General features: G+C 29.7%; 23 protein-coding genes. 2 read left to right on the top strand and 21 right to left on the bottom strand.

The features are described 5' to 3' along the window. Positions 1-231: 231 nt before the first annotated feature. The 5 genes from B3C18_RS22060 to B3C18_RS22040 are packed head-to-tail and all read right to left on the bottom strand — an operon-like array spanning position 232 to position 4,115. The gene (locus B3C18_RS22060; protein ID WP_291151915.1) at positions 232-1,080 is read right to left on the bottom strand and encodes an RteC domain-containing protein; all 849 of its coding nucleotides are present in this window, start codon (positions 1,078-1,080) and stop codon (positions 232-234) included. Between the two features lie 60 nt (positions 1,081-1,140). Then, complete coding sequence (locus tag B3C18_RS22055) at positions 1,141-1,983, bottom strand: ATP cone domain-containing protein (RefSeq protein ID WP_291151912.1); 843 nt, start codon at positions 1,981-1,983, stop codon at positions 1,141-1,143. A gap of 10 nt (positions 1,984-1,993) precedes the next feature. Then, positions 1,994-2,896, bottom strand: coding sequence for a hypothetical protein (locus B3C18_RS22050; RefSeq protein WP_291151909.1), 903 nt, complete (start codon positions 2,894-2,896; stop codon positions 1,994-1,996). 41 nt (positions 2,897-2,937) lie between these two features. After that, on the bottom strand, positions 2,938-3,372 hold the full coding sequence (locus B3C18_RS22045) for a DUF2141 domain-containing protein (protein ID WP_291151907.1): 435 nt from the start codon (positions 3,370-3,372) through the stop codon (positions 2,938-2,940). Continuing rightward, complete coding sequence (locus B3C18_RS22040) at positions 3,369-4,115, bottom strand: TIGR00730 family Rossman fold protein (protein WP_291151905.1); 747 nt, start codon at positions 4,113-4,115, stop codon at positions 3,369-3,371. The genes B3C18_RS22045 and B3C18_RS22040 overlap by 4 nt, the downstream gene beginning before the upstream one ends. 373 nt (positions 4,116-4,488) lie before the next feature. On the opposite strand from B3C18_RS22040, the gene B3C18_RS22035 reads away from it, so the two are divergent. Continuing rightward, on the top strand, positions 4,489-4,965 hold the full coding sequence (locus tag B3C18_RS22035; RefSeq protein WP_349680592.1) for a phosphatase PAP2 family protein: 477 nt from the start codon (positions 4,489-4,491) through the stop codon (positions 4,963-4,965). 5 nt (positions 4,966-4,970) lie between these two features. Here B3C18_RS22035 and B3C18_RS22030 read toward each other — a convergent pair whose 3' ends face one another. The 16 genes from B3C18_RS22030 to B3C18_RS21955 all read right to left on the bottom strand — a co-directional run bounded on the left by B3C18_RS22030 (position 4,971) and on the right by B3C18_RS21955 (position 17,486). Beyond that, positions 4,971-6,026, bottom strand: coding sequence for a glycosyltransferase family 9 protein (locus B3C18_RS22030; RefSeq protein WP_291151903.1), 1,056 nt, complete (start codon positions 6,024-6,026; stop codon positions 4,971-4,973). Positions 6,027-6,045: 19 nt separating this feature from the next. Beyond that, entirely contained in the window at positions 6,046-7,167 is a 1,122-nt protein-coding gene (locus B3C18_RS22025; protein WP_291151901.1) for an ABC transporter permease, read from the bottom strand. Between the two features lie 97 nt (positions 7,168-7,264). Next, positions 7,265-8,371, bottom strand: a complete 1,107-nt coding sequence (locus tag B3C18_RS22020; protein WP_291151899.1) for an ABC transporter permease — start codon at positions 8,369-8,371, stop codon at positions 7,265-7,267. 48 nt (positions 8,372-8,419) lie between these two features. After that, positions 8,420-9,154: an ABC transporter ATP-binding protein gene (locus B3C18_RS22015; RefSeq protein WP_291151897.1), complete on the bottom strand. Its 735-nt coding sequence runs from the start codon at positions 9,152-9,154 to the stop codon at positions 8,420-8,422. Positions 9,155-9,162: 8 nt separating this feature from the next. Further along, on the bottom strand, positions 9,163-10,059 hold the full coding sequence (locus tag B3C18_RS22010; RefSeq protein WP_291151895.1) for an ABC transporter ATP-binding protein: 897 nt from the start codon (positions 10,057-10,059) through the stop codon (positions 9,163-9,165). Beyond that, positions 10,059-10,346 (bottom strand): hypothetical protein, encoded by a 288-nt coding sequence (locus tag B3C18_RS22005; RefSeq protein ID WP_291151868.1) that lies wholly within the window; start codon positions 10,344-10,346, stop codon positions 10,059-10,061. The genes B3C18_RS22010 and B3C18_RS22005 overlap by 1 nt, the downstream gene beginning before the upstream one ends. Beyond that, positions 10,343-10,783, bottom strand: coding sequence for a hypothetical protein (locus B3C18_RS22000; RefSeq protein ID WP_291151865.1), 441 nt, complete (start codon positions 10,781-10,783; stop codon positions 10,343-10,345). Before B3C18_RS22000 ends, B3C18_RS22005 begins: the two co-directional genes overlap by 4 nt. Positions 10,784-10,796: 13 nt before the next feature. Further along, positions 10,797-11,198 carry a hypothetical protein gene (locus B3C18_RS21995; RefSeq protein ID WP_291151862.1) on the bottom strand — a complete coding sequence of 134 codons (402 nt, stop codon included), beginning with the start codon at positions 11,196-11,198 and terminating at the stop codon, positions 10,797-10,799. 2 nt (positions 11,199-11,200) lie between these two features. Beyond that, on the bottom strand, positions 11,201-11,653 hold the full coding sequence (locus B3C18_RS21990) for an OsmC family protein (protein WP_291151860.1): 453 nt from the start codon (positions 11,651-11,653) through the stop codon (positions 11,201-11,203). Between the two features lie 2 nt (positions 11,654-11,655). After that, positions 11,656-12,081 (bottom strand): hypothetical protein, encoded by a 426-nt coding sequence (locus tag B3C18_RS21985; RefSeq protein WP_291151857.1) that lies wholly within the window; start codon positions 12,079-12,081, stop codon positions 11,656-11,658. 28 nt (positions 12,082-12,109) lie between these two features. Beyond that, positions 12,110-12,595 carry a c-type cytochrome gene (locus tag B3C18_RS21980; RefSeq protein ID WP_291151854.1) on the bottom strand — a complete coding sequence of 162 codons (486 nt, stop codon included), beginning with the start codon at positions 12,593-12,595 and terminating at the stop codon, positions 12,110-12,112. A 10-nt stretch (positions 12,596-12,605) separates the two neighbouring features. Beyond that, entirely contained in the window at positions 12,606-13,211 is a 606-nt protein-coding gene (locus B3C18_RS21975) for a DUF2202 domain-containing protein (RefSeq protein ID WP_291151851.1), read from the bottom strand. 116 nt (positions 13,212-13,327) lie between these two features. Beyond that, on the bottom strand, positions 13,328-14,206 hold the full coding sequence (locus B3C18_RS21970) for an HlyD family secretion protein (RefSeq protein ID WP_291151848.1): 879 nt from the start codon (positions 14,204-14,206) through the stop codon (positions 13,328-13,330). A 25-nt stretch (positions 14,207-14,231) separates the two neighbouring features. Then, positions 14,232-15,482, bottom strand: a complete 1,251-nt coding sequence (locus B3C18_RS21965; RefSeq protein WP_291151845.1) for a TolC family protein — start codon at positions 15,480-15,482, stop codon at positions 14,232-14,234. Beyond that, positions 15,479-16,099 (bottom strand): TetR/AcrR family transcriptional regulator, encoded by a 621-nt coding sequence (locus tag B3C18_RS21960; RefSeq protein ID WP_291151842.1) that lies wholly within the window; start codon positions 16,097-16,099, stop codon positions 15,479-15,481. The genes B3C18_RS21965 and B3C18_RS21960 overlap by 4 nt, the downstream gene beginning before the upstream one ends. Positions 16,100-16,232: 133 nt before the next feature. Then, positions 16,233-17,486: a site-specific integrase gene (locus tag B3C18_RS21955; protein ID WP_291151838.1), complete on the bottom strand. Its 1,254-nt coding sequence runs from the start codon at positions 17,484-17,486 to the stop codon at positions 16,233-16,235. 914 nt (positions 17,487-18,400) lie between these two features. Here B3C18_RS21955 and B3C18_RS21950 point away from each other — a divergent pair. Next, positions 18,401-19,414: a fibrobacter succinogenes major paralogous domain-containing protein gene (locus B3C18_RS21950; protein ID WP_291151834.1), complete on the top strand. Its 1,014-nt coding sequence runs from the start codon at positions 18,401-18,403 to the stop codon at positions 19,412-19,414. The last annotated feature ends 14 nt before the right edge of the window (positions 19,415-19,428 follow it).

Below are 19,428 nucleotides of genomic sequence, written 5' to 3'. Positions count from 1 at the left end.
ATTGGATTTGAGCCACTGTTTTGTTTGTTGCGGTTTGGATTGAATGATTTCTTTTAAATCGTTCAAAAGAAGACTTCTGAATTCGTTCAAATCTTCTCGAGTAATAACTTCGATTGCCATAATGTGCCGTTTTAAATTGTTATGGCACAAAATTGTGTGTTTTGATTGAATAAAAATCACAACTCAAACAGAGTTGTGAACGATTTTATTTAAAATAGAACAAATCCAACACTAAATTGGTTCATCAGAATTGTTCATTCTTTTTTCTAAAGTGTCTTTTAGTGTGTTCAAAAATTTAGTTCTTTCGGTCTTTCGCACCCGAATTTCAAGGAAAGTTCTTCGGTATTGTCCTAAATCAACATTGAAAATATTTTCGAGATATTCGGCTATCTCTTTTAAATCTGTAGTTCCATTATTGAATACTTTTTCGGATTGCAAAGCATACAACAATTCGATTAATGCAACTTTTGGTGCCGTCCAAGTGAGTTTTGCGTTGTGATTATGTTGTGGTTTTTCTTTTAATCCTTTGTTAGAAATTGCTAATAATTTGTCTTCTAAATATACTTGAACTAAATCGTGAGCCAATATTTTAGCTACTTTGAAGTCATGTGAAGTTGAAAAATTATGATCTACTTCAAAAAAGAAACTGTCGATTGTAAGCTTTACATCGAAGTTACCACGAACAAAATATTTGAAGTCTAAATAATTGTTCCCGGTTCTATAGTATTTGTAAAAATCTAAATTATTGTCGAAGTAGCGTTTTAGTTTATCGAGTTCATTGTTAAGGTACTTTTTTACTACACGCTCTCCACCATAAGGGTTTTTGGTTTCTATTTTGTAAACAATGTTATAATAAACAAGTTTTGATGTGAACTTTGGTTTTACATTCTTGAAAAAGTATATTTCTTGTTCTTGGTTTTTAAAATTTTCTTTAAGAAATAATATTTTGAGTTTTTGAACTGATTTAATAATGATTTCAATTGCTTTTTCACAGCGCTTAATTGCATCATCAATCTCTAAATCTACGAAATTCAGTTGTTCGTTTAAATCTGAAAGTAATTTATTTATTTTTAAATTCAATTCAAAAATATTTTAGGATATAATTTTAATAATTTGATGAGTTACTAATCGAATAGATATTTATATTTTACAAAGTTCCGTTACTTCATCGAGAATATTTACAATTCTACCAGATGTAATCTGCATTTTTTCTAATATAATTTTATTTTCATAAAGTTCTTTAACTAAAATTATATCTTTAGAAATAAGAGTTGTTTTTTCTTCTTTTGAAAGATTTATTAAAGTAGTAATTGGATAAAGTCCAAATGAATCAATATTATTTTTTATGCTATTGCCAAGAGGATAGTCCCAACTCATCAAAGATAAACCAATACATTTACCATATCTTAAAGCATCGTCAGTAAATCGTGTATTGGTAATTAACCAGCCTTGTTTTAGATTATTTTTATTATTTGAATTAGAATTCCATTGTTTTTGTATATCCAAAAATCTAGAGTTAATGTATAACGGAATTTTTACATCACTATTAATAGTAGCATTTGCATGGAATTTACACTCTATGGCATACGCATTTCCATTCTTTTCTGCTAATACATCAATTTCGTGTGTCACACATTCGCCATCTAATATTACACCAACTTTCGTTTCATATCCCTTTCGTTTTAACAAGGTTCCAACAAGCTTTTCAAAAGGGTATCCAGTTGGTCCTAAATTAAAAATAGCACGTTTTAGATTATATTTAGAAGCAAAAACAGTATTTTCTTGTTTCAATAAATTAAATGCAATTTTGTGTATTTCATTAGTTGTTATGTTATTATAAACAAGATTTTTTATAGTATTAGCTATATTATCTGACTGTTTTTTTGTTGACCCACATGATTCTAATGATTGCTTTAGTTTATTAATCGAAAAAGTTTCTTTTTCATTGGAATTCTTCTTAACCAGTATTTTTTCTATGTCCATAAATAATTTTTTAAAATCGTAAAACCTCTGTCATTATACCAAAACGAATTGTGCTAATTTGATGTTGAAAATAAATATTATAGTAATCCATGCCGTGATAAAATTGGACAAAAAAGCCAATATCTTCTAAAAACTTTGGATGATAATAAATAATTAAACTAGCATTAAGTCGATTTACATTAAAAGTATCCCAATTATTGATGTTATCAAACATCCATGTAGTTTCAGCTTTTACAGAAAAGTTTGCTCTTTGTTCTCTGTTTTTTATTAAATTACTTTTCATTGGAAGTTTATAAGCTAAAAAAGTATTGTGCCATCGAAGTCCACTATATTGACCTTGAAGTTCTTCTAACATCCATTTTTTTGGATGAATTTCAATAGAGCTTTTAATAAATTTGAAAGCATTGAGTTGGTTACTGTAGGAAGATTTTAAAAATCCAAGTTCTATATAATTAGTTGCAAAGTTTCCTGATTGTAAATTGACATCTCCATTTTCGGTATAGAAATTTCCGTTTTGACCATTCGAATGATGTGCAATTTTGCCAAATAGTGTTAATTTATTGGCTGATTCTTTATGTCCTGTTAGAAAATAAAATGCTATTTGAGGAATATAACTGGGTGTTTTTACTGGATATGAATATTCATCAAACATTCTTATAATGATTTGAGAGGTAAGCACTGCCATTAATCTTGAATCTTTACGTTCTCGAATTTTAAAATTAGGACTAACATTTGCTTCAAACATTAAAGGTTCTAAATTCCCAATATCAAAGGGAAAAGTAACATAACTTTCTCCTTGATTTACTTGCGCTATTTTATCTAAACTAAGAGATACTATTGAATCTGTTTTAGTTTGCGCAGATGCAATGTTTGATATTAAAATAACAAAAGCCAAAACTACCTTATTTTTCATAATTTAATTTATTCCATTAATAATTAGTCTAATTGCCCCGATTACTTGTAAATAATTTTTATGTTTTTAATTAAATTTTCATTAATAAGGAAACTTGCTTTAGAAAAACTGGGACGATTGCTAAGGTTTATGATTTGAAAATTTGAAAAACCAATTCCTTCAGTAGGTAAAATAAATTTTTTATCAATTTTATTGTTTTTATTTTCATCATGCAAAACAAATACAGCATAATTCCCTTTTGGAAGATTATCAAATGTCACCGTTGCTGAATTCCTTGTAATAGCAACGAATTCTTTTTTATAACATTTTTTTAATTTTTCGTCAGGAATAGAACCGTCTTTGTTGTATAATGCAAATACAACAACTCCTGTAGAATTTCTTAAATCAGTTACTTTAAGAGCTAAAGAATAAGATTCTTGACTATATGAATAATTGAAAAATAGGAGTAAAAATAGTACGGATATAAGCTTTTTCATTTGTTTCTTGTGTTTTCCAAAAACCACCATTTTGGTTTGTATTGTTTTTTTATTAATCCAAATTTTTTTATCGAGTGTGTTTCAATATGTGCTACCAAATCAGAAATTGAATCCGTTACATAAAGTAATTTGATATCATCGGCACCGATACTTCCGTTATCTACCATAATTTTAATATGACGGCATAACTCTTTATGATATTTTGAATCAAAAATGACAATCGGAAAGTCTTTAATGACCTTGGTTTGTACTAATGTTAGTGCTTCAAATAATTCGTCTAAAGTACCAACTCCACCAGGCATTACTATAAATGCATACGAATATTTTATCAAAACAACTTTTCTTAAGAAAAAATAAGGAATGTTAATCCATTTATGTAAATACGGATTTGGTTTTTGTTCAAATGGCAAAACAATATTGCAACCCACAGAATATCCTCCATTTTCAAATGCTCCTTTATTTGCGGCTTCCATTATTCCTGGTCCACCACCAGTCATTATTGTAAATCCTAATTTAGAAATTTCAGCTCCAATTTTTTCAGCATTTTTATAATGTTCTGATTCGGGTATAAACCGAGCCGAGCCAAAAATAGTTACACATGGACCAATAAAATGTAATTTTCTAAATGCTTGTATAAAATTATATTGAACCTTAAAAGTGAACATCAATTCTCTGAATCTCGACAATGGACCTCGAATAAATAAAGATTCACTAGTGATTAATTGGTTTTTATTAGTTTTCATTTATTATTTAAAATTGGTATTTACTTTTACGTTTCAAAAGTGTTTTTTTTAAAATTTATTATCTCTTTAAACCCACTCAAGTTCGAATGTTTAACTCTAAAAAATATATTATGCTAAAAATATTCATAGATTTGTATCTTAAATTTGCTAACTATAAAGTTTAGGTTTTGCACCAAAAAAAATTCCTGTTTTATATCATTATTGTAAACTTTAATTAATAAATGCCTCAAAAATATTCAACATTAAATACTCTATAATTTTGGACGAACTTCTCGCATTAGATAAAGAAATTTTTGTTTATTTAAATAATCTCGGCTCTGTACCATTTGATGATATTTGGAAAATCATAACCAATCAAATCTATTGGACACCTATGTTTATATTGGTTTTTTATTATATTCAGAAAAAAATCGGAATAAAACAATTATTTTTAATAATTGTTTTTCTTGCATTATTAATCACTTTTACGGATCAAATCACGAATCTTTTTAAAAATGCTTTCCAACGATTGAGACCATGTAATGATCCTGAAATAAAAAATGTAATTAGAATTGTAATAGAGCGAGAGTCACCAAGTTTTTTTTCTGGTCACGCTGCAAATTCTATGGCTTCAACTTTTTTTATTTATTTAATTATTAAAAAATATTATAATCATACGTATTTATTATTTTTATTTCCTTTGATATTTGCATATAGTAGAATTTATTTAGGGTTGCATTTCCCGTTAGATATACTTTCTGGTTATGTTTTTGGTTTGATGACTGGTTTTTGTTTTTATAAATTGTATAATTACTTTTATTTCAAATATAATTTTCAAAAAGTTTTTAAAAAGACTAGATCTAAGGACTAGAAATATCATTTTGAAAGAACATTTTCTATAATCTCAATTATTTCATTCGTATTCATACTATTTGTGTTTATTCCTATATTTTTGTTATAATATGGTTGATAAACCTCAGTATTGGTAATCGAAAATAATCCAATAGTTGGTGTTAGTGAGGCGCTTGCTAAATGCATCATTCCGCTGTCTGCACCCACAAAAACATCTGTATTTGCAATAAAAGAACAAATTTGGCGTATATCTTTACTGTAAAAATTAGGGGCTTTAAAATTAATTTTAGAGATATTCTCAACAGGCAAAATTTCAATTATGTTATAATTTGTATATTTTACTGTTAATGCTTCATAGAGTTCTAACCACCAAGTTTCTGAATAACATTTATCTCCAGTTGCATACGTAAATAAACAAATCGTTTTTTTGTCATTATTAACTAATTCCTTTAATAATTTTTTTCCTTCAGCAATTTCTAAATCACTTAATTTAATATCTAAAGATGGTATTTTAGTTTTATTGATATCAATACCTATTTTTGATAAATAATTTCGAAGGGCATAAACAGGACATTTAGCAATGTGAATATGGTCTTTATTTTTAAGATTCTGCACGGAATCATTATTGCAATCTCCAAAGTATTTATGTTTTGAATTTGAAAATTTGGTTGAAAGTTTTCCTGATGAAGAATTGCCTATAGCGTTTATAACTAAATCATATCGTTTTTGTCTTAACTGAATCCATCCCCACAAATACTTAAAAATATGTTTAAAATGCTCTTTTGGTAATGAAATAATAGTGTCAATATTATCGTAATTTTTAAAAATAACAGATGCTATATTTCCTTTAACAAATAAATCAATTTTGCTGTTTGGAAAAATTTCTATTAGTTCTTGTACTATGGGAGTGATTAATAATTGGTTGCCTAATCTATGGTTAGGTCTGCAAATTAAGATTCTTTTAATATCCTCTTTATTTACCAAATCGTAATTTTCATATATCTGTGTGTTTCCAATGTTTTTAGTTAATAGCTTGGTTAGCTTTCTTCTAAAGGCATTTATTTTTTTTAAAGTTTTCATATTAAATTAATTAAAATTTCTAATTCATTTTCTTATAACTCCAAACCGCCATGCCATTTACAAATACTGCAAATCCGGAAACAATTAACAGGTTTGGTAGCACTTCAGAAAATCCAGAACCTTTTAAAAGTACCATTCTTATGAACTCTACAAAGTATCGAATAGGGTTTAACAATGTTAAGCTTTGAGCCCATTTTGGCATACTTTCGATAGGTGTAAATAAACCACTCATTAATATGAAAATTACCATAAAAAACCAGGCAATAAACATGGCTTGTTGTTGGGTTTCGGTATGATTGGATATGTACAGTCCGAAACCTAAAATTAAAAGTAAATACACCGATGTGAAACCATAAACCAGCAAAATATTACCTAACATTGGAACATCAAATACAACTTTGGATATTACTAAACCCACCGTTAAAATCACTAATCCAAGTACCCAAAACGGAAATAATTTTCCAATAATAAACTGGTATTTTTTTATGGGTGTTACATTTATTTGTTCTAATGTGCCCAATTCTTTTTCTCTAACTATATTCATTGATGACAGAAATAAAGTAAGCATTGTAACCAATAAAACCAAAATACCAGGCACCATAAAAGTTTTATAATTTAAAGTATTGTTGTACCAAAAAGAGGGAATAACCATTATGTTTTGGGGGACTTCTTTATTTTCAGAGAAGTATTTTGACTGCATTTGAATGTTTTGATTGTAGGAGTTTAGTATCTGTGTTACATATACATTTTCAACGCCAGCCGTTGCGGCATCAATGGCATTAATACTTACTGAAATGCTCGCTTTTTGGTCTTTTTGCAGGTCACGATTGAAGTGAACAGGAATATTTACAATAATATCGGTTTTTCCTTTTTGCATTTCTTCGACAGCTTCTTTTTCAGAAAAATGAGGTGCTGTAACTTTAAAATAGGTTGAGGCTTTAAAAGCATTTATTAAATCTCTTGATTCCCGACTTTGGTCATTGTCGACAAAAGTAATTGCGATGTTTTTAACATCAAAAGTGGCTGCATTTGACAAAATTAATAATTGCAAAATGGGCAAAATAAATATCAGTTGGAGCATACTTTTATCTCTAAAAATTTGCTTAAACTCTTTCTGTATGATGAATAATATTGTTTTCATTGTGTGATTTTTAGCCCTGATTGCAGTGGAAATCCTTTTCTTTTTTTCTTTAAAAAAGAAAATATTGGAGCGGAAAGCAGGAAATAGCTCCTAAAAATTATTCTAATCTAATTTTATATTTTTTGATGCTCAATGTTATAAAAAATACGGTCATCCCAATTAATATAAGGGTTTCTTTCCAAATATATTGAATTCCGACTCCCTTGAGCATAATGGCTTTTACAATAATAATGAACCATTTTGCAGGAATGATGTTACTGATAACTTGCATTGGCAAAGGCATACTATTTATAGGGAAAATAAATCCCGAAAGAATGATTACCGGCAGCATTAATCCCATTAAGGAAAGCATCATTGCGGTTTGTTGTGAATTAGAAACGGTGGAAATTAATATGCCCAATGAAAGTGCGGAAATGATAAATAAAATACTTTCGAAAGCCAACAAAAACAAGCTTCCATTTATTGGCATTTTGAAAACAAAATAGCCCAATGTTAAAATTACAATTGCATTGATAATGGAAAGAAAAATATAAGGAAATACTTTGCCAATAATTACCTGAAATGGTTTTAATGGGGAAACCAGAAGGATTTCCATGGTTCCTAATTCTTTTTCTCGAGTAATAGAAATAGAGGTCATCATGGCCGAAACCAGCATTAAAATTACAGTCATAACACCAGGGACAAAATTAAAAACACTTTTGAGTTCTGGATTATAAAACATTCTCGATTGTACTTCAACCTTTACCTGATTGCTATTGTATTGTTTTTTTTGAGCCTGATAATTCTGAATAATTGCCGAGGTATAATTAGCTATGGTATTGGCTACATTAGGTTCAGTTGCATCTGTAATTGCTTGAACGACAGCTACTTTTTTTGTTTCCAGATTTTTACTGAAATTAGGTTCAAAAATCAGAACTGCTTTAATTTTTCCTTTTTTAAATTCTGATTCTATGTCACTTTCTTTTTCAATTTGGTTTGCAACATTGAAATAAGGGGAAGATTTTATTTTATAGATGATTTTCTGTGTTTCAACATCATTTGACTGGTCTAAAATAGCGATGTCAACATTGTTAATTTCATTTGTTATGGCAAAACCAAAGAGCAAAATTTGAGCAATTGGCATACCAAACAAAATAAACAAGGAGCGTTTATCTCTGAAAATATGGTAGAATTCTTTTTTTACAAATCCGATAAATCTTTTCATAATTGTCATTGCGAGGAACGAAGTAATCTTCTCCTCTTTTTTAATTATTTATTCAATATTCCGCGCTAATTTTAAAAAAACATCATTCATAGAATCTACTTTGAATTGTTCTTTCAATTTTTTTGGCGAATCCAGTGCTTCAATAGCACCATCTACCATAATTGAAACTCGGTCGCAATATTCAGCTTCGTCCATATAATGGGTGGTGACAAAAATGGTCGTTCCTTTGTAGGCTTGTGTGTAAATCATTTCCCAAAATTGTCTTCTCGTAATAGGGTCAACACCACCTGTAGGTTCGTCCAGAAAAACAATTTTTGGTTCGTGCAACAAGGCTACAGAAAACGATAATTTTTGTTTCCAACCCAATGGTAACGATCCCACTAAATTATTGACCACATCTTGAAGCTGTAATTCTTCGACTAATTGGGCTATTTTTTGTTTAATTTGAATTCTTGACAAACCATAAATTCCTCCAAAAAAAGTAATGTTTTCTTTTATCGTTAAATCATCGTACATAGAGAATTTTTGGCTCATATATCCGATACTTTTTTTAACCATTTCGGCTTGTGTATGTACATCAAAACCAGCCACATTGGCTTCTCCAGAAGTGGGATTTGAAATTCCAATCAACATTTTCATTGCCGTTGTTTTTCCTGCTCCATTGGCTCCTAGAAAGCCAAAAATTTCTCCTTTATACACATCAAAAGAAATACCTTTGACAGCCGTGAAGTTGCCAAATTGTTTGGTTAGGTTATGTACAGATATAATTTTTTCTTTGTCCATTTTTTTATTTATAAGTCCATAAAAACATCTTCAATCGTTATTATTGCGGGTTTAATAACGATATCCGCATGATTTTTATTTTTTAAATAATCGTGTAAATCATTTGGATTAAAATCTGCTTTTTTATCAATGTAATGAATGAATTCGCCAAACGCATAAACACTATATTGATTGGGATAATTTTTCAAGTCGTGAATCAATCCATGTGTGTTTTTTGCTTGTACATCATAAATTATTTTTTCATAATTATTAATGATATTTTCTGGGGAATCTATTTTTAAAATTTTACCTTTTTGTATCAGTGCAATCCTGTCGCAAAGCGAAGCTTCGTCCATATAAGGAGTTGAAACCAAAATGGTAATGCCTTTTTTTTGCAATCGTTTGAGCATAATCCAAAATTCTTTTCGGGAAACGGGATCAACTCCTGTGGTTGGCTCGTCCAGAAATAATACTTTTGGCGCATGAATTAACGCACAACACAGCGCTAATTTTTGTTTCATTCCGCCAGAAAGTGCCCCAGCTCTTCTTGTTTTGAAAGGCTCAATTTGAACGTAAATGTCTTTGATTAAATCATAATTTTCTTCGATGGTGGTTCCGAAAATAGTGGCAAAAAACTCCAAATTTTCTTCTACGGTTAAATCCTGATACAATGAGAATTTACCAGGCATATATCCCACAGAATTTCTAATTTCTTTGATTCCGTTGATTACATCATAACCAGCTACTTCTGCGCTACCTTCGTTAGCTACTAAAAGCGTAGTCAGGATTCTGAAAATAGTTGTTTTTCCGGCACCATCTGGTCCAATTAAACCAAACAGTTCGCCGTCATTTACATTAAAAGTAATGTTTTCGACTGCTTTTATGTTTTTGTAAGATTTTGATATGTTGTTGACTGAAATACTCATTATTTTATTAATAAAAAATCACTCTCTTCAATCGCTTTTACTTCATGTTTTACATTTTCTTCAATCATGACATAAACACCAGAATTGAGATTAACGACTATTCCTTTTTCATCGGTAAAAACAGCGTTTCCTGAAACGCAAACTAACAATGCTGGTACTTTTGAAACGTGTTCTTTTAGTGTTTCTCCTTTTGCAATTTGCAACGAAATTACTTTAGCGTCTTTTGGTTCAAATAACAATTGCGTTTGAACAGGTTTATTTTCGGTATGTAAGTTTTTTAAAATCATTGGAAATATTGATTAAATGTTTTGAACGAATGTTGAATCTCTGTAAATTGATTTGCCGATTTCTCTTTAGAAAACGAATCAACTAATGCTATATAAGGCACTAACCATTTGTGAAGTTCATCGTGAGCTTCTCCTTTCATGGTGCAATTGGAGGTCAGTAAATCAATATTTGTCTTTAATTTATCTGCCAATAATGAATAATTTGTGTCGCTTTCTTTGCTAAAATTGGCTACATCTTTTTCCATATTACGAATGTGAAGTATCATATTATCATCGACTTTCCACTTTTTTCCTTCATTTAATTGAATGGTTTCACTTTCTGAATGTTTGTGTTCTTCCGTTTTGATTTCAGTGGTTTTTTCTTCTTTCGATTTCGTATTACAAGAGAAAAGAAATAATGAAATTGTAGCTAAAAGGGCAATTTTTATTTTTAACATATTCTATAATTTTTTAATTAGTATTAATTTGTTTCTTCTTGTTGATAGTGAAATAGGCAAATGCAACAAAGATTAAGGTTACGGTAATTCTAAAAAGCATTGCTCCAATTGTTTTAGTTTCATGCACTCCGTCTGCGTATATATAAATAATAAAACCTATGAATGCATTTATGAGAATTAGCGTCGAAATTCCTAAAATAGTGGTTGTCCATTTTCTGTTTTTAATGAATCCATAACTTGCAACGAGATAAATTAAGCTACTAATGAAATTTGCCCAAACGATAAACAAAACATAATTTCCTTCTTTGGCTCTAATTCCAAATAAGTCAAAAATTACTGAAGCACTCAAAAACAAGGTAAGTAAACCAAAAGCAGCCAATAGAAATGCTATACTAAATGAAATTGTTTTTTGCATAATTACTGTATATTTATTTTTGAATTCATAGTAATTTTTGAAATTATTGAATTAGAAATTAAGCATGCAGTTTCCGATTTTTGTAACACTCTTTCAGCTCTTTCACGGTCTTTTTCATCAGTTATAGTTACTGTTGGTTCTAGGATTATTTCACTCATCATAAATTTCCCTTCTACTTGTTCTAAAACACCTTTTGATTTACAATTAAAACTTGTAAATTCAAGTTTAGAATTTTCTGCTATTGATAAAAAAGTAGTCATTAAACAACTATTAACAGCGGCGGTAAACAAATGTTCTGGCGACCAAATACCAGGCATTCCTTTTGGAAATTCAGGAGGAGTTGCAACTTCAATACATTTGTTTTCAGTATTAAATTGGTTTATTTCTGGAGAACATAGATTTCCTTTTCGGTCATTACTCCAATTAACATTTACATTATAATAGTGCTTTTCCATTTTTATGATTTTATTATTATTTGATTAATCGAATTCATTTTAAAGAAAGAAATTCCAAGCCATATTACCGATGCTGTCATTGCAATTGCACCAATTAAGACTAAAGCTGGAGGTAATCCAAAATATACTTCGGATAAAATACCTAATGGCATCAGTAAACCTGTAAGAGCCAACCAAGAAATTATTTTACTATTTTTTAGTTTTGTTTGAAAATGAAGTAATAAATAACCAATTACAATATTTAGAAATGCAAATAAGTTTCCATGAACGTGAGCTAATCTAGTTTCAAAATGCTTTCCAATACTATACGTATTTACCCATTCTTCCTTACCGGGAGCAAAATCTCTCAAATAAATCAAGAGAAATCCGTAAGCCATAAAAAAGCCCATTGTAAGAAAACCAATTGCGATGTTGTTTTTGCCATTCATGATTTTTAGTTTTTTATTGTTAAAAAAATTATTTGTTTCTACCTCTTCCCATTCCTTGTCCGTTTTTATGATTTTGTTGAAAATGATCTTCAAACCACTCTGGAGTTTCAATTTCATTATCATAAATGTAAGATGCAATTTTGGTTAAATCTTCTTTTGTGAATTTTTGTTTTGGCATAGCTTTAAACTTATCGACAGCTCCAATCATCAACGCATTTTCAGCTTTTGGGTCACTTGCATAAGCAACAACTGCTTTTACAAAATCTTCTTTAGAATCATATTCTTTCATATATCTTCGTTTTACAGCTGCCATTGGCGGTGCGATAATTTCTTCATGAGATTTTGTTGTAACACTATGGCAAGCATAACAATTTTGCTGAAATAGTTTTAAGGCTTCAATATTTTCAACCTCTGTAGTTGAGCTAATTTCATTTTTTGAATTTTCATTTTTTTGCTTATTACAACTTGAAAAAATAACAACTAGAGTTGCAATTAGTATAAAATTTGTTTTCATATTTATAAATTTAATTTTTGCCACAACCACCATTTGATTCGCTCAAAATAGTATTGTAATATTCAACAGAAATAAATTGAGGAATATATGTTACTCCATTTGAAGAAAGTTGACTCGTGTAGGAGCGAATATGATTTTTAGAACCACAAGTTAAATTGTCATACACGTTTAATAAATCTGATTTAGTCGTATTACTAATAAAATCATCTATATCATTAATGTCTAAATCTTCAATTGTTGCTCCTGCTTTTAATGCGTCTACAAGAGAAATATTAGATTGAGCAGTCAAACTGGTGTAAAGTGCTTGTAAATCTGTGTTGTTGAAAACTCCAATTTCCGTCGAAGCAGAGTCTGGAACTCCATATTTAGTCATTAGATTTAAAACACTATTCATGTGTTTTTGTTCACTTTGAGAAATACTACTAAAACTGCTCACTTGATATTTGTCGTAGGAAAACAAATACACATCTCTAGCTAATTTTTCCTCTTCTCTTAAAAATTTTAAATCATCAATTTCCGCTTGCGTTATCGGAGTTGAACTTTGATTGTCATTGTCGTTTGAGCAGCTACTAAACATAATTAATGTTAAAACAGTAGCAAAAAGATTTTTTTTCATAATACAAATATTTTATTGTTTAGTACTACTCAAATTTAGTTTTTGTTAAAATATTGGACAGTAACAAAAGTTACTTAATCTATTCAAATCAAATAACTTAAGTAAATATTAAGCAACTATTTAATCCACATTTCGGCAGGCATTCCAATTTTAAGACTGCCATCGTTTTTTACTTTCACTTTCACGGCATAAACCAGATTTACACGTTCTTCTTTGGTTTGGATAATTTTTGGCGTAAACTCTGCCGAAGAGGCAATCCATGAAATGGTTCCTTGATATGATTTCATATCTTTTTCAGCATCAATTTTCACCGATACATTTTGTCCTACTTTTATTTTGGATAACTGTGTTTCGCTTACATAGATTCGCAAAGTCATTTCTGAAATATCGGCAATTTTATATAGTGGTTTTCCGAATGCGGTTATTTCGCCTGGCTCTGAATACTTAGTCAAAACAGTTCCATTAATAGGATTAATAATTTTGCTTTTTGCTATTTGGTCGTTAATTTTTTCGATTTGAACATCAACAGATTTCAAGTCATTTAAAATGGGTGCGTTTTGCGTTCCAACGCTTTTTATTTGCTCTTCGATGACTTTTGCTTTTCCATCAATTTCGTCCACTTGGCGTTTGGTTGCAGCATTTTCTGCATACATATTACGGATTCTATTTTTCTCTAAATTGGTCGTTTTTAATTGCTCTTGCAAGACACTTTTTTGCGATACCACATTTGCGGATTTAGACGAAATGGTACTTTTAGAAGCAATTAATTGCTGTTTGGCAAAATATAATTGTAATGTGTCAACCAACCCAACTTGTGATTGCGATTTCAATTCATCGCCATCTTCGACTTTTAAAAACTCAATTTTTCCGTTAGCTTCGGAGGAAACCGTTATTTCAGTTGCTTCAAAATTTCCGTAACCGTCGGCTTTATCGCTATTTTTATTACAGGAAATTAATCCTATTGTTGCTAAAATTATGATACTTATTTTTTTCATTTTTTTAAATTTTTCTGATACTTTTTTATTTTCCTTTGATTATTTCGTAATTCGATTTAGTTGCAGCCAATTGGACTTCATGCGTTTTCAAAATGTTTTTTGCTTCAAATAAATTGGTTAATTCTACAAGATATTCTGATGAGGTTATCACACCATTTTTCAATTGAGCGTCTGAGGATTTAATAACTTTTTCACGAATTTGAATTATTTCGCCATCAGAAAGTAGGAGTTCTTCCATTTTTTTAACTTCATAATTGAGCTCTTCTAATTGCATTTTGTTATTCAGTTCAAATGTTTCTTTTTCTGATGTCACTATTTCTTTTGAAATATCTAATGCCTTTTTGTCTGTTTTGTTTTTACCCCAATCAAAAACATTCCAATTAGCTTTTAAGCCCACTACATAAAAGGTTTGAAAAGAATTGTCTAACATATTCAGTCCTGGATTTCCGTAACCAGCTTGACCAAAAGCATTTATTTTAGGAAGATTTGATTTAGATATAACACTTTTAGAAAACTCTAATTGCTCATTCTGTAAATCATAAAAAGCAATTTCAGGTCTTGTTGCATTGGTGTAATTTGGGTTTGATATTGGTAGTATTAAAATTGTTTCAGCATCAATTTTTGTAAAAGTTAATTCAGAAAGGTTATTTAGTAATTTGATGTTTTCAAATTTAATTTCCGTTAATTGCTGATTGATTTTAATGATTTCAGCTTCCAAAACCTGTTCGGATGCGGGAAGAATAGCACCAAATTTTACCGCCGATTTTACTTCTTTTACTTTAGATCCAAGTAACTCCTTTTTAGATAATAATAAAGCTTTCTTTTCTTGAAGTAATAAAATTGTGAAATAATATTGATTGATACGACTTTTTAATTGGTATAAACTGACCTCAATTTGTTGTTGTTGTGTTTTGGTCTGTGCTTCTTTCAATTTAGCACTTGCATCAATTACACCGCCATTATAGATTAGTTGATTTATATCTAAAGTCGCTCTATATTGGTCTTTATTTAAAGACTGAACTCCAGGTAATGTCGCAGGTAATCCTATCACTTCGGATTGATAAGTTGCTTGAGCATTTACATCAATTTTTGGTAATTTCCCTTTGCTTAGTGCGTCAATTTCATATCTTGATTTTTGTTGTATAAATCCCGTTTGTTTTGATAAAGGATAATTTTTAGTAACCAATGAATAACAATCTTCCAAGGTCAAAGTTTGTTGCGCATTTGAATTTATTGATAAAAGCAATAATAATAGTATGATTAACTTAGTTTTCATTTTTTTTCATTTTTTATAGAATTAATTATAAACTCAGCCACTTCAGTTTTTCTATTTTCTAATATTTTATTGTAGCTTTCTTTATCTACATTAACAAGAGCCATTAAAAGTGGTTCTCCGATAAATGGAAAAATGTTTAAAGAGATTATATTAATAAATAATTGTTCTGCTTCAATTGGTTTAATAACTCCTTGTTTGATAGCATCACTAACTTGAAGCTTGAATTTATCAATAGAAGGGAAATTTTTTTCTGACCGAAGCTTTAGTACAAACTCTGGATTTTTATTTAATTCTTGAATTACAAAGTTTGGCAAATAGGGATGTTTGATTACAAACGAAACATAATTTTCAGTGAACTTTCGTATTTTTTCAAATAGGTCACTATCATCATTTAGCACTTTATTTAATTGTGGTGCTAAAAGCGAAAAAGCACTTTTGAAAACGGCTTCAAATAATAATTGTTTGCTTCTATAATAATAATGCAATAATGCTTTATTAATTTTTGCTTTATCTGCTATTTCTTGCATTCTTGCGCCAGCCATTCCTTTTTGCTGAAAGATTTCTTTTGCAGCTATTAATATTTCAGTTTCAGTATTTTCAGTTTTAATTTTATCCATATTGTTTAATTATATAGTTTAACTATTTGGTTAACAAACTTAATAAAAAAAAGTTAGTAAAATGGTGTTTATGCTTTTTTTAACAAATAATAATGTCATAATAACTTTAAGTAGCCTTGATTACAAGGAATGTTTAGCTCGTGACAGAAGATTTTATTAATAATTTATTGTCTAAAATTGAAAATTTATCTTTCAAAATCTTCATATCATCACTAACTTTTCTATCCAATACTTTTGCATAATGCTGAGTTGTTCTCAAATTTTTGTGTCCAAGCATCTTACTCACACTTTCAATAGGTACACCATTAGTAAGTGTTACTGTTGTTGCAAAAGTGTGTCGAGCAATGTGAAAGGTTAATTCTTTATCAATTTCGCAAACTCCGGCAATTTCTTTTAGATAAGCGTTCATTTTTTGGTTGGATAGAATAGGCAGTAGTTTATCTTCGTTATTACATTGTGGATGATTTTCATATTTGTCGATTATCATTTGTGTAACTGGAAGTATTGGAATTTTGGAAGCACTTTCGGTTTTCTGTCTATGTGTAAATATCCATTTATCCCCATCGATACCGATACTTATATGGGACTTTGTTAAGTTTTTTACATCAATATATGCTAAACCTGTAAAACAGCTAAAAAGAAATATATCACGAACTAGAGATAATCTTTCAGTTTTAAAATCTTTTTCAATTATACTTTGAATTTCTTCTTCAGATAAATAAGTGCGTTCAACTTCTCTAACTTTAGATTTATAATTTGCAAATGGATTTTTATCTAACCAATCATTAGCCAAACATATCTTGATTATTTTATTGAAATTTTTGATGTATTTAACGGCGGTATTATTGGCGCAATTTCTAACACTTCTTAAATAGAATTCGTAATCGGTAATAAAGGCGTGGTTTATTTTGGTAATATCTATATCAGATACTTTGTATTTCCATTCAAGAAATTCAATTGTATGTTTCAATGAAGTTGTATAACGTTCTAATGTACCCGAAGCATATTCTTTGCCAACCAACTCTTTTATTTTATTGTTGTGGTCTTGAAAGATAGGGATGAGCATACGTTGTTTTTCTTCCAATCCAAAAAGTTTACTTTTAAAATTCTCAATGTTTAATTCTTGTTTTTTATGGATTAGTTCCATTTGAATATCCAATACTTTAGATTTCATTAAATCAAGATAACTATTGATTGAACGAGCTTCTTCTGTAGTGCCTTTCATTTTGGCTAAATCTGCCGACCATCTGCTAGAATCAACAAATTTCTTTGTGCTGAATTCTAATCGATTCCCGTTTACTGTAAGTCTTATATAAATTGGAAATTGTCCAGTAGTATTTGCTTTGGTGGATTTTGCATAAAAATGCAAGGTAACTTTTGCTTTCATTTTGTTGACTGATTAATTATTCTTCAAGTTAAATTCCTAATTCAAATCAAACAAGATGTTTACTGAGTGAACAAGCTATTGAACACGTTGATAAACCCAATGCTTGAAAGGGTTGAGAGAATTTAGCGAGACCCTAATTTTTGATTTTTTCTAGGGTCTCGATTTTATCTCGCATGAGATAAGATTCAATGAATAATTTGATATGTCTGTAAAAGCAAAAAACCCCGAAAATCATAGGATTTTCGAGGTTTTGATACCATTTAGGATTTTTTTCAGCGGAGAAAGAGGCTCCGCTATTCTTTAAACAATTTCAATATTGATAAGACTTCGCAAGTTAAATCATTTATAGGTGTACCAATAGGGTAACTAGTATAAAACCAATAAACTAAGTAATGTAAAAGTAGAAAATTTAGGATAAAATTTTTCATTTTTTTGTGATTATTATTTAAAGTAATTATTCCACCCAATATTTCTTGACAAGAAATTGTAATTATTAACAATTAATTATTCAAGAGGTATGATTCAAAGAAATTGATATAAAATATTATAAAAAATCAACGTTAACACATGTGTCAAAACATTAGAAAATAGGTGGTCTTTTCTCTACTGTAAAACAACTGCTTTTCAGAAATATTAAAATAATAAGCACATTAATTATAATTTGAAAAAAAATATACATAGAAACTTAACAAAATTAACACTAGATAAAATGATTTGCTTGGTTATTATATTATTATCTACTTTGAAAATTATAGTAATTGAAAGTATTGTTGTCGTAATACAATTTAATTTTTCATATGAAAAAGCCTTTCTTCTTTAAAAATTTTTATGTTAACAATCAAAATTTATTTTCAAAAAATATTCAGTAACTGTAAGTTTTTATTACATTTGCTTTTATAGAAAAAAATCCAATTATGAAAAAAATTCTAATCTTAACACTAGTTACTTTTCTATTAATTAGTTGTAGCAGTGATGACGATTCAAGTACAACCATTCCTGAAAATTTATTCAGAGTAGAGACATCATCAGTCAATAATTTAGGGCACCAATCTGCAACTGTTTTTGGCGGTTTTAATCCTACTTTCATAGGCGGAGTTTCTGCGTATGGTATATGTTATGGTTTATCACCAAATCCAACTACTGCCGGACCTCACACCACAGAAACAAATATTAATGCAACTGGTACTTTCTTTAGTAATCTAACACCGCTTTCACAAAATACAACTTACTATGTTAGAGCCTATGGAACAAATTCTGAAGGGACGTTTTATGGTGATCAAATCACATTTACTACATTGAGCCAATTATTTACAAATGCGGGTACCGTTACCGATGTTGATGGAAACAGCTATGCAAGTGTTATAATTAATACAAAACAATGGATGAAAACAAATCTGAACGTTAGTAAATATAGAAATGGTGATGTTATACCACAAGTAACAGATGTAACTGAATGGGAAAATTTAACCACTGGAGCATGGTGTTATTATGCTAATGAAACCGATAACGGAACTACTTATGGCAAATTATACAATTGGTATGCCGTTAATGACCCAAGAGGATTAGCACCTACTGGTTGGCATATTCCTACTGACCAAGAATGGACAGCATTAACCACTTTTTTAGGCGGTACAACTAGTGTTGCCGGTGCTAAAATGAGAGACACCGGAGCACTTTGGTCTCCTACTGCCGCTATAGCAACAAACCAATCAGGTTTTAGTGCCCTACCGGGAGGACAAGGCTATTTAACCACAACAGTAACAGGCGAAGATCCATTTAAGTTTTTAGGTGAAGTGGCTTATTGGTGGAGTGCCACCTCATCAAGCGCCAATTCAGCCTATACGGTAAATGTAAGCCTAACCAACTCGTTAACGAGAAGTTCAATAAGAAACAAAGCGGCTATCTCTGTGCGTTGTGTGAAAAATTAAGTTGAAGATTATAT

Origin of the sequence: Flavobacterium sp. UBA7680 (assembly GCF_002482975.1) — a bacterium.
Lineage (GTDB): Bacteria > Bacteroidota > Bacteroidia > Flavobacteriales > Flavobacteriaceae > Flavobacterium.
This window is presented reverse-complemented; position numbering and strand designations above follow the sequence as displayed.

Bases quoted from the DNA above. Each gene is read 5' to 3' on its own strand.
- B3C18_RS22055 (WP_291151912.1), bottom strand. From the start codon at position 1,983: ATGGACATAGAAAAAATACTGGTTAAGAAGAATTCCAATGAAAAAGAA.
- B3C18_RS22050 (WP_291151909.1), bottom strand. From the start codon at position 2,896: ATGAAAAATAAGGTAGTTTTGGCTTTTGTTATTTTAATATCAAACATT.
- B3C18_RS22045 (WP_291151907.1), bottom strand. From the start codon at position 3,372: ATGAAAAAGCTTATATCCGTACTATTTTTACTCCTATTTTTCAATTAT.
- B3C18_RS22040 (WP_291151905.1), bottom strand. From the start codon at position 4,115: ATGAAAACTAATAAAAACCAATTAATCACTAGTGAATCTTTATTTATT.
- B3C18_RS22035 (WP_349680592.1), top strand. From the start codon at position 4,489: ATGTTTATATTGGTTTTTTATTATATTCAGAAAAAAATCGGAATAAAA.
- B3C18_RS22030 (WP_291151903.1), bottom strand. From the start codon at position 6,026: ATGAAAACTTTAAAAAAAATAAATGCCTTTAGAAGAAAGCTAACCAAG.
- B3C18_RS22025 (WP_291151901.1), bottom strand. From the start codon at position 7,167: ATGAAAACAATATTATTCATCATACAGAAAGAGTTTAAGCAAATTTTT.
- B3C18_RS22020 (WP_291151899.1), bottom strand. From the start codon at position 8,371: ATGAAAAGATTTATCGGATTTGTAAAAAAAGAATTCTACCATATTTTC.
- B3C18_RS22015 (WP_291151897.1), bottom strand. From the start codon at position 9,154: ATGGACAAAGAAAAAATTATATCTGTACATAACCTAACCAAACAATTT.
- B3C18_RS22010 (WP_291151895.1), bottom strand. From the start codon at position 10,059: ATGAGTATTTCAGTCAACAACATATCAAAATCTTACAAAAACATAAAA.
- B3C18_RS22005 (WP_291151868.1), bottom strand. From the start codon at position 10,346: ATGATTTTAAAAAACTTACATACCGAAAATAAACCTGTTCAAACGCAA.
- B3C18_RS22000 (WP_291151865.1), bottom strand. From the start codon at position 10,783: ATGTTAAAAATAAAAATTGCCCTTTTAGCTACAATTTCATTATTTCTT.
- B3C18_RS21995 (WP_291151862.1), bottom strand. From the start codon at position 11,198: ATGCAAAAAACAATTTCATTTAGTATAGCATTTCTATTGGCTGCTTTT.
- B3C18_RS21990 (WP_291151860.1), bottom strand. From the start codon at position 11,653: ATGGAAAAGCACTATTATAATGTAAATGTTAATTGGAGTAATGACCGA.
- B3C18_RS21985 (WP_291151857.1), bottom strand. From the start codon at position 12,081: ATGAATGGCAAAAACAACATCGCAATTGGTTTTCTTACAATGGGCTTT.
- B3C18_RS21980 (WP_291151854.1), bottom strand. From the start codon at position 12,595: ATGAAAACAAATTTTATACTAATTGCAACTCTAGTTGTTATTTTTTCA.
- B3C18_RS21975 (WP_291151851.1), bottom strand. From the start codon at position 13,211: ATGAAAAAAAATCTTTTTGCTACTGTTTTAACATTAATTATGTTTAGT.
- B3C18_RS21970 (WP_291151848.1), bottom strand. From the start codon at position 14,206: ATGAAAAAAATAAGTATCATAATTTTAGCAACAATAGGATTAATTTCC.
- B3C18_RS21965 (WP_291151845.1), bottom strand. From the start codon at position 15,482: ATGAAAACTAAGTTAATCATACTATTATTATTGCTTTTATCAATAAAT.
- B3C18_RS21960 (WP_291151842.1), bottom strand. From the start codon at position 16,099: ATGGATAAAATTAAAACTGAAAATACTGAAACTGAAATATTAATAGCT.
- B3C18_RS21955 (WP_291151838.1), bottom strand. From the start codon at position 17,486: ATGAAAGCAAAAGTTACCTTGCATTTTTATGCAAAATCCACCAAAGCA.
- B3C18_RS21950 (WP_291151834.1), top strand. From the start codon at position 18,401: ATGAAAAAAATTCTAATCTTAACACTAGTTACTTTTCTATTAATTAGT.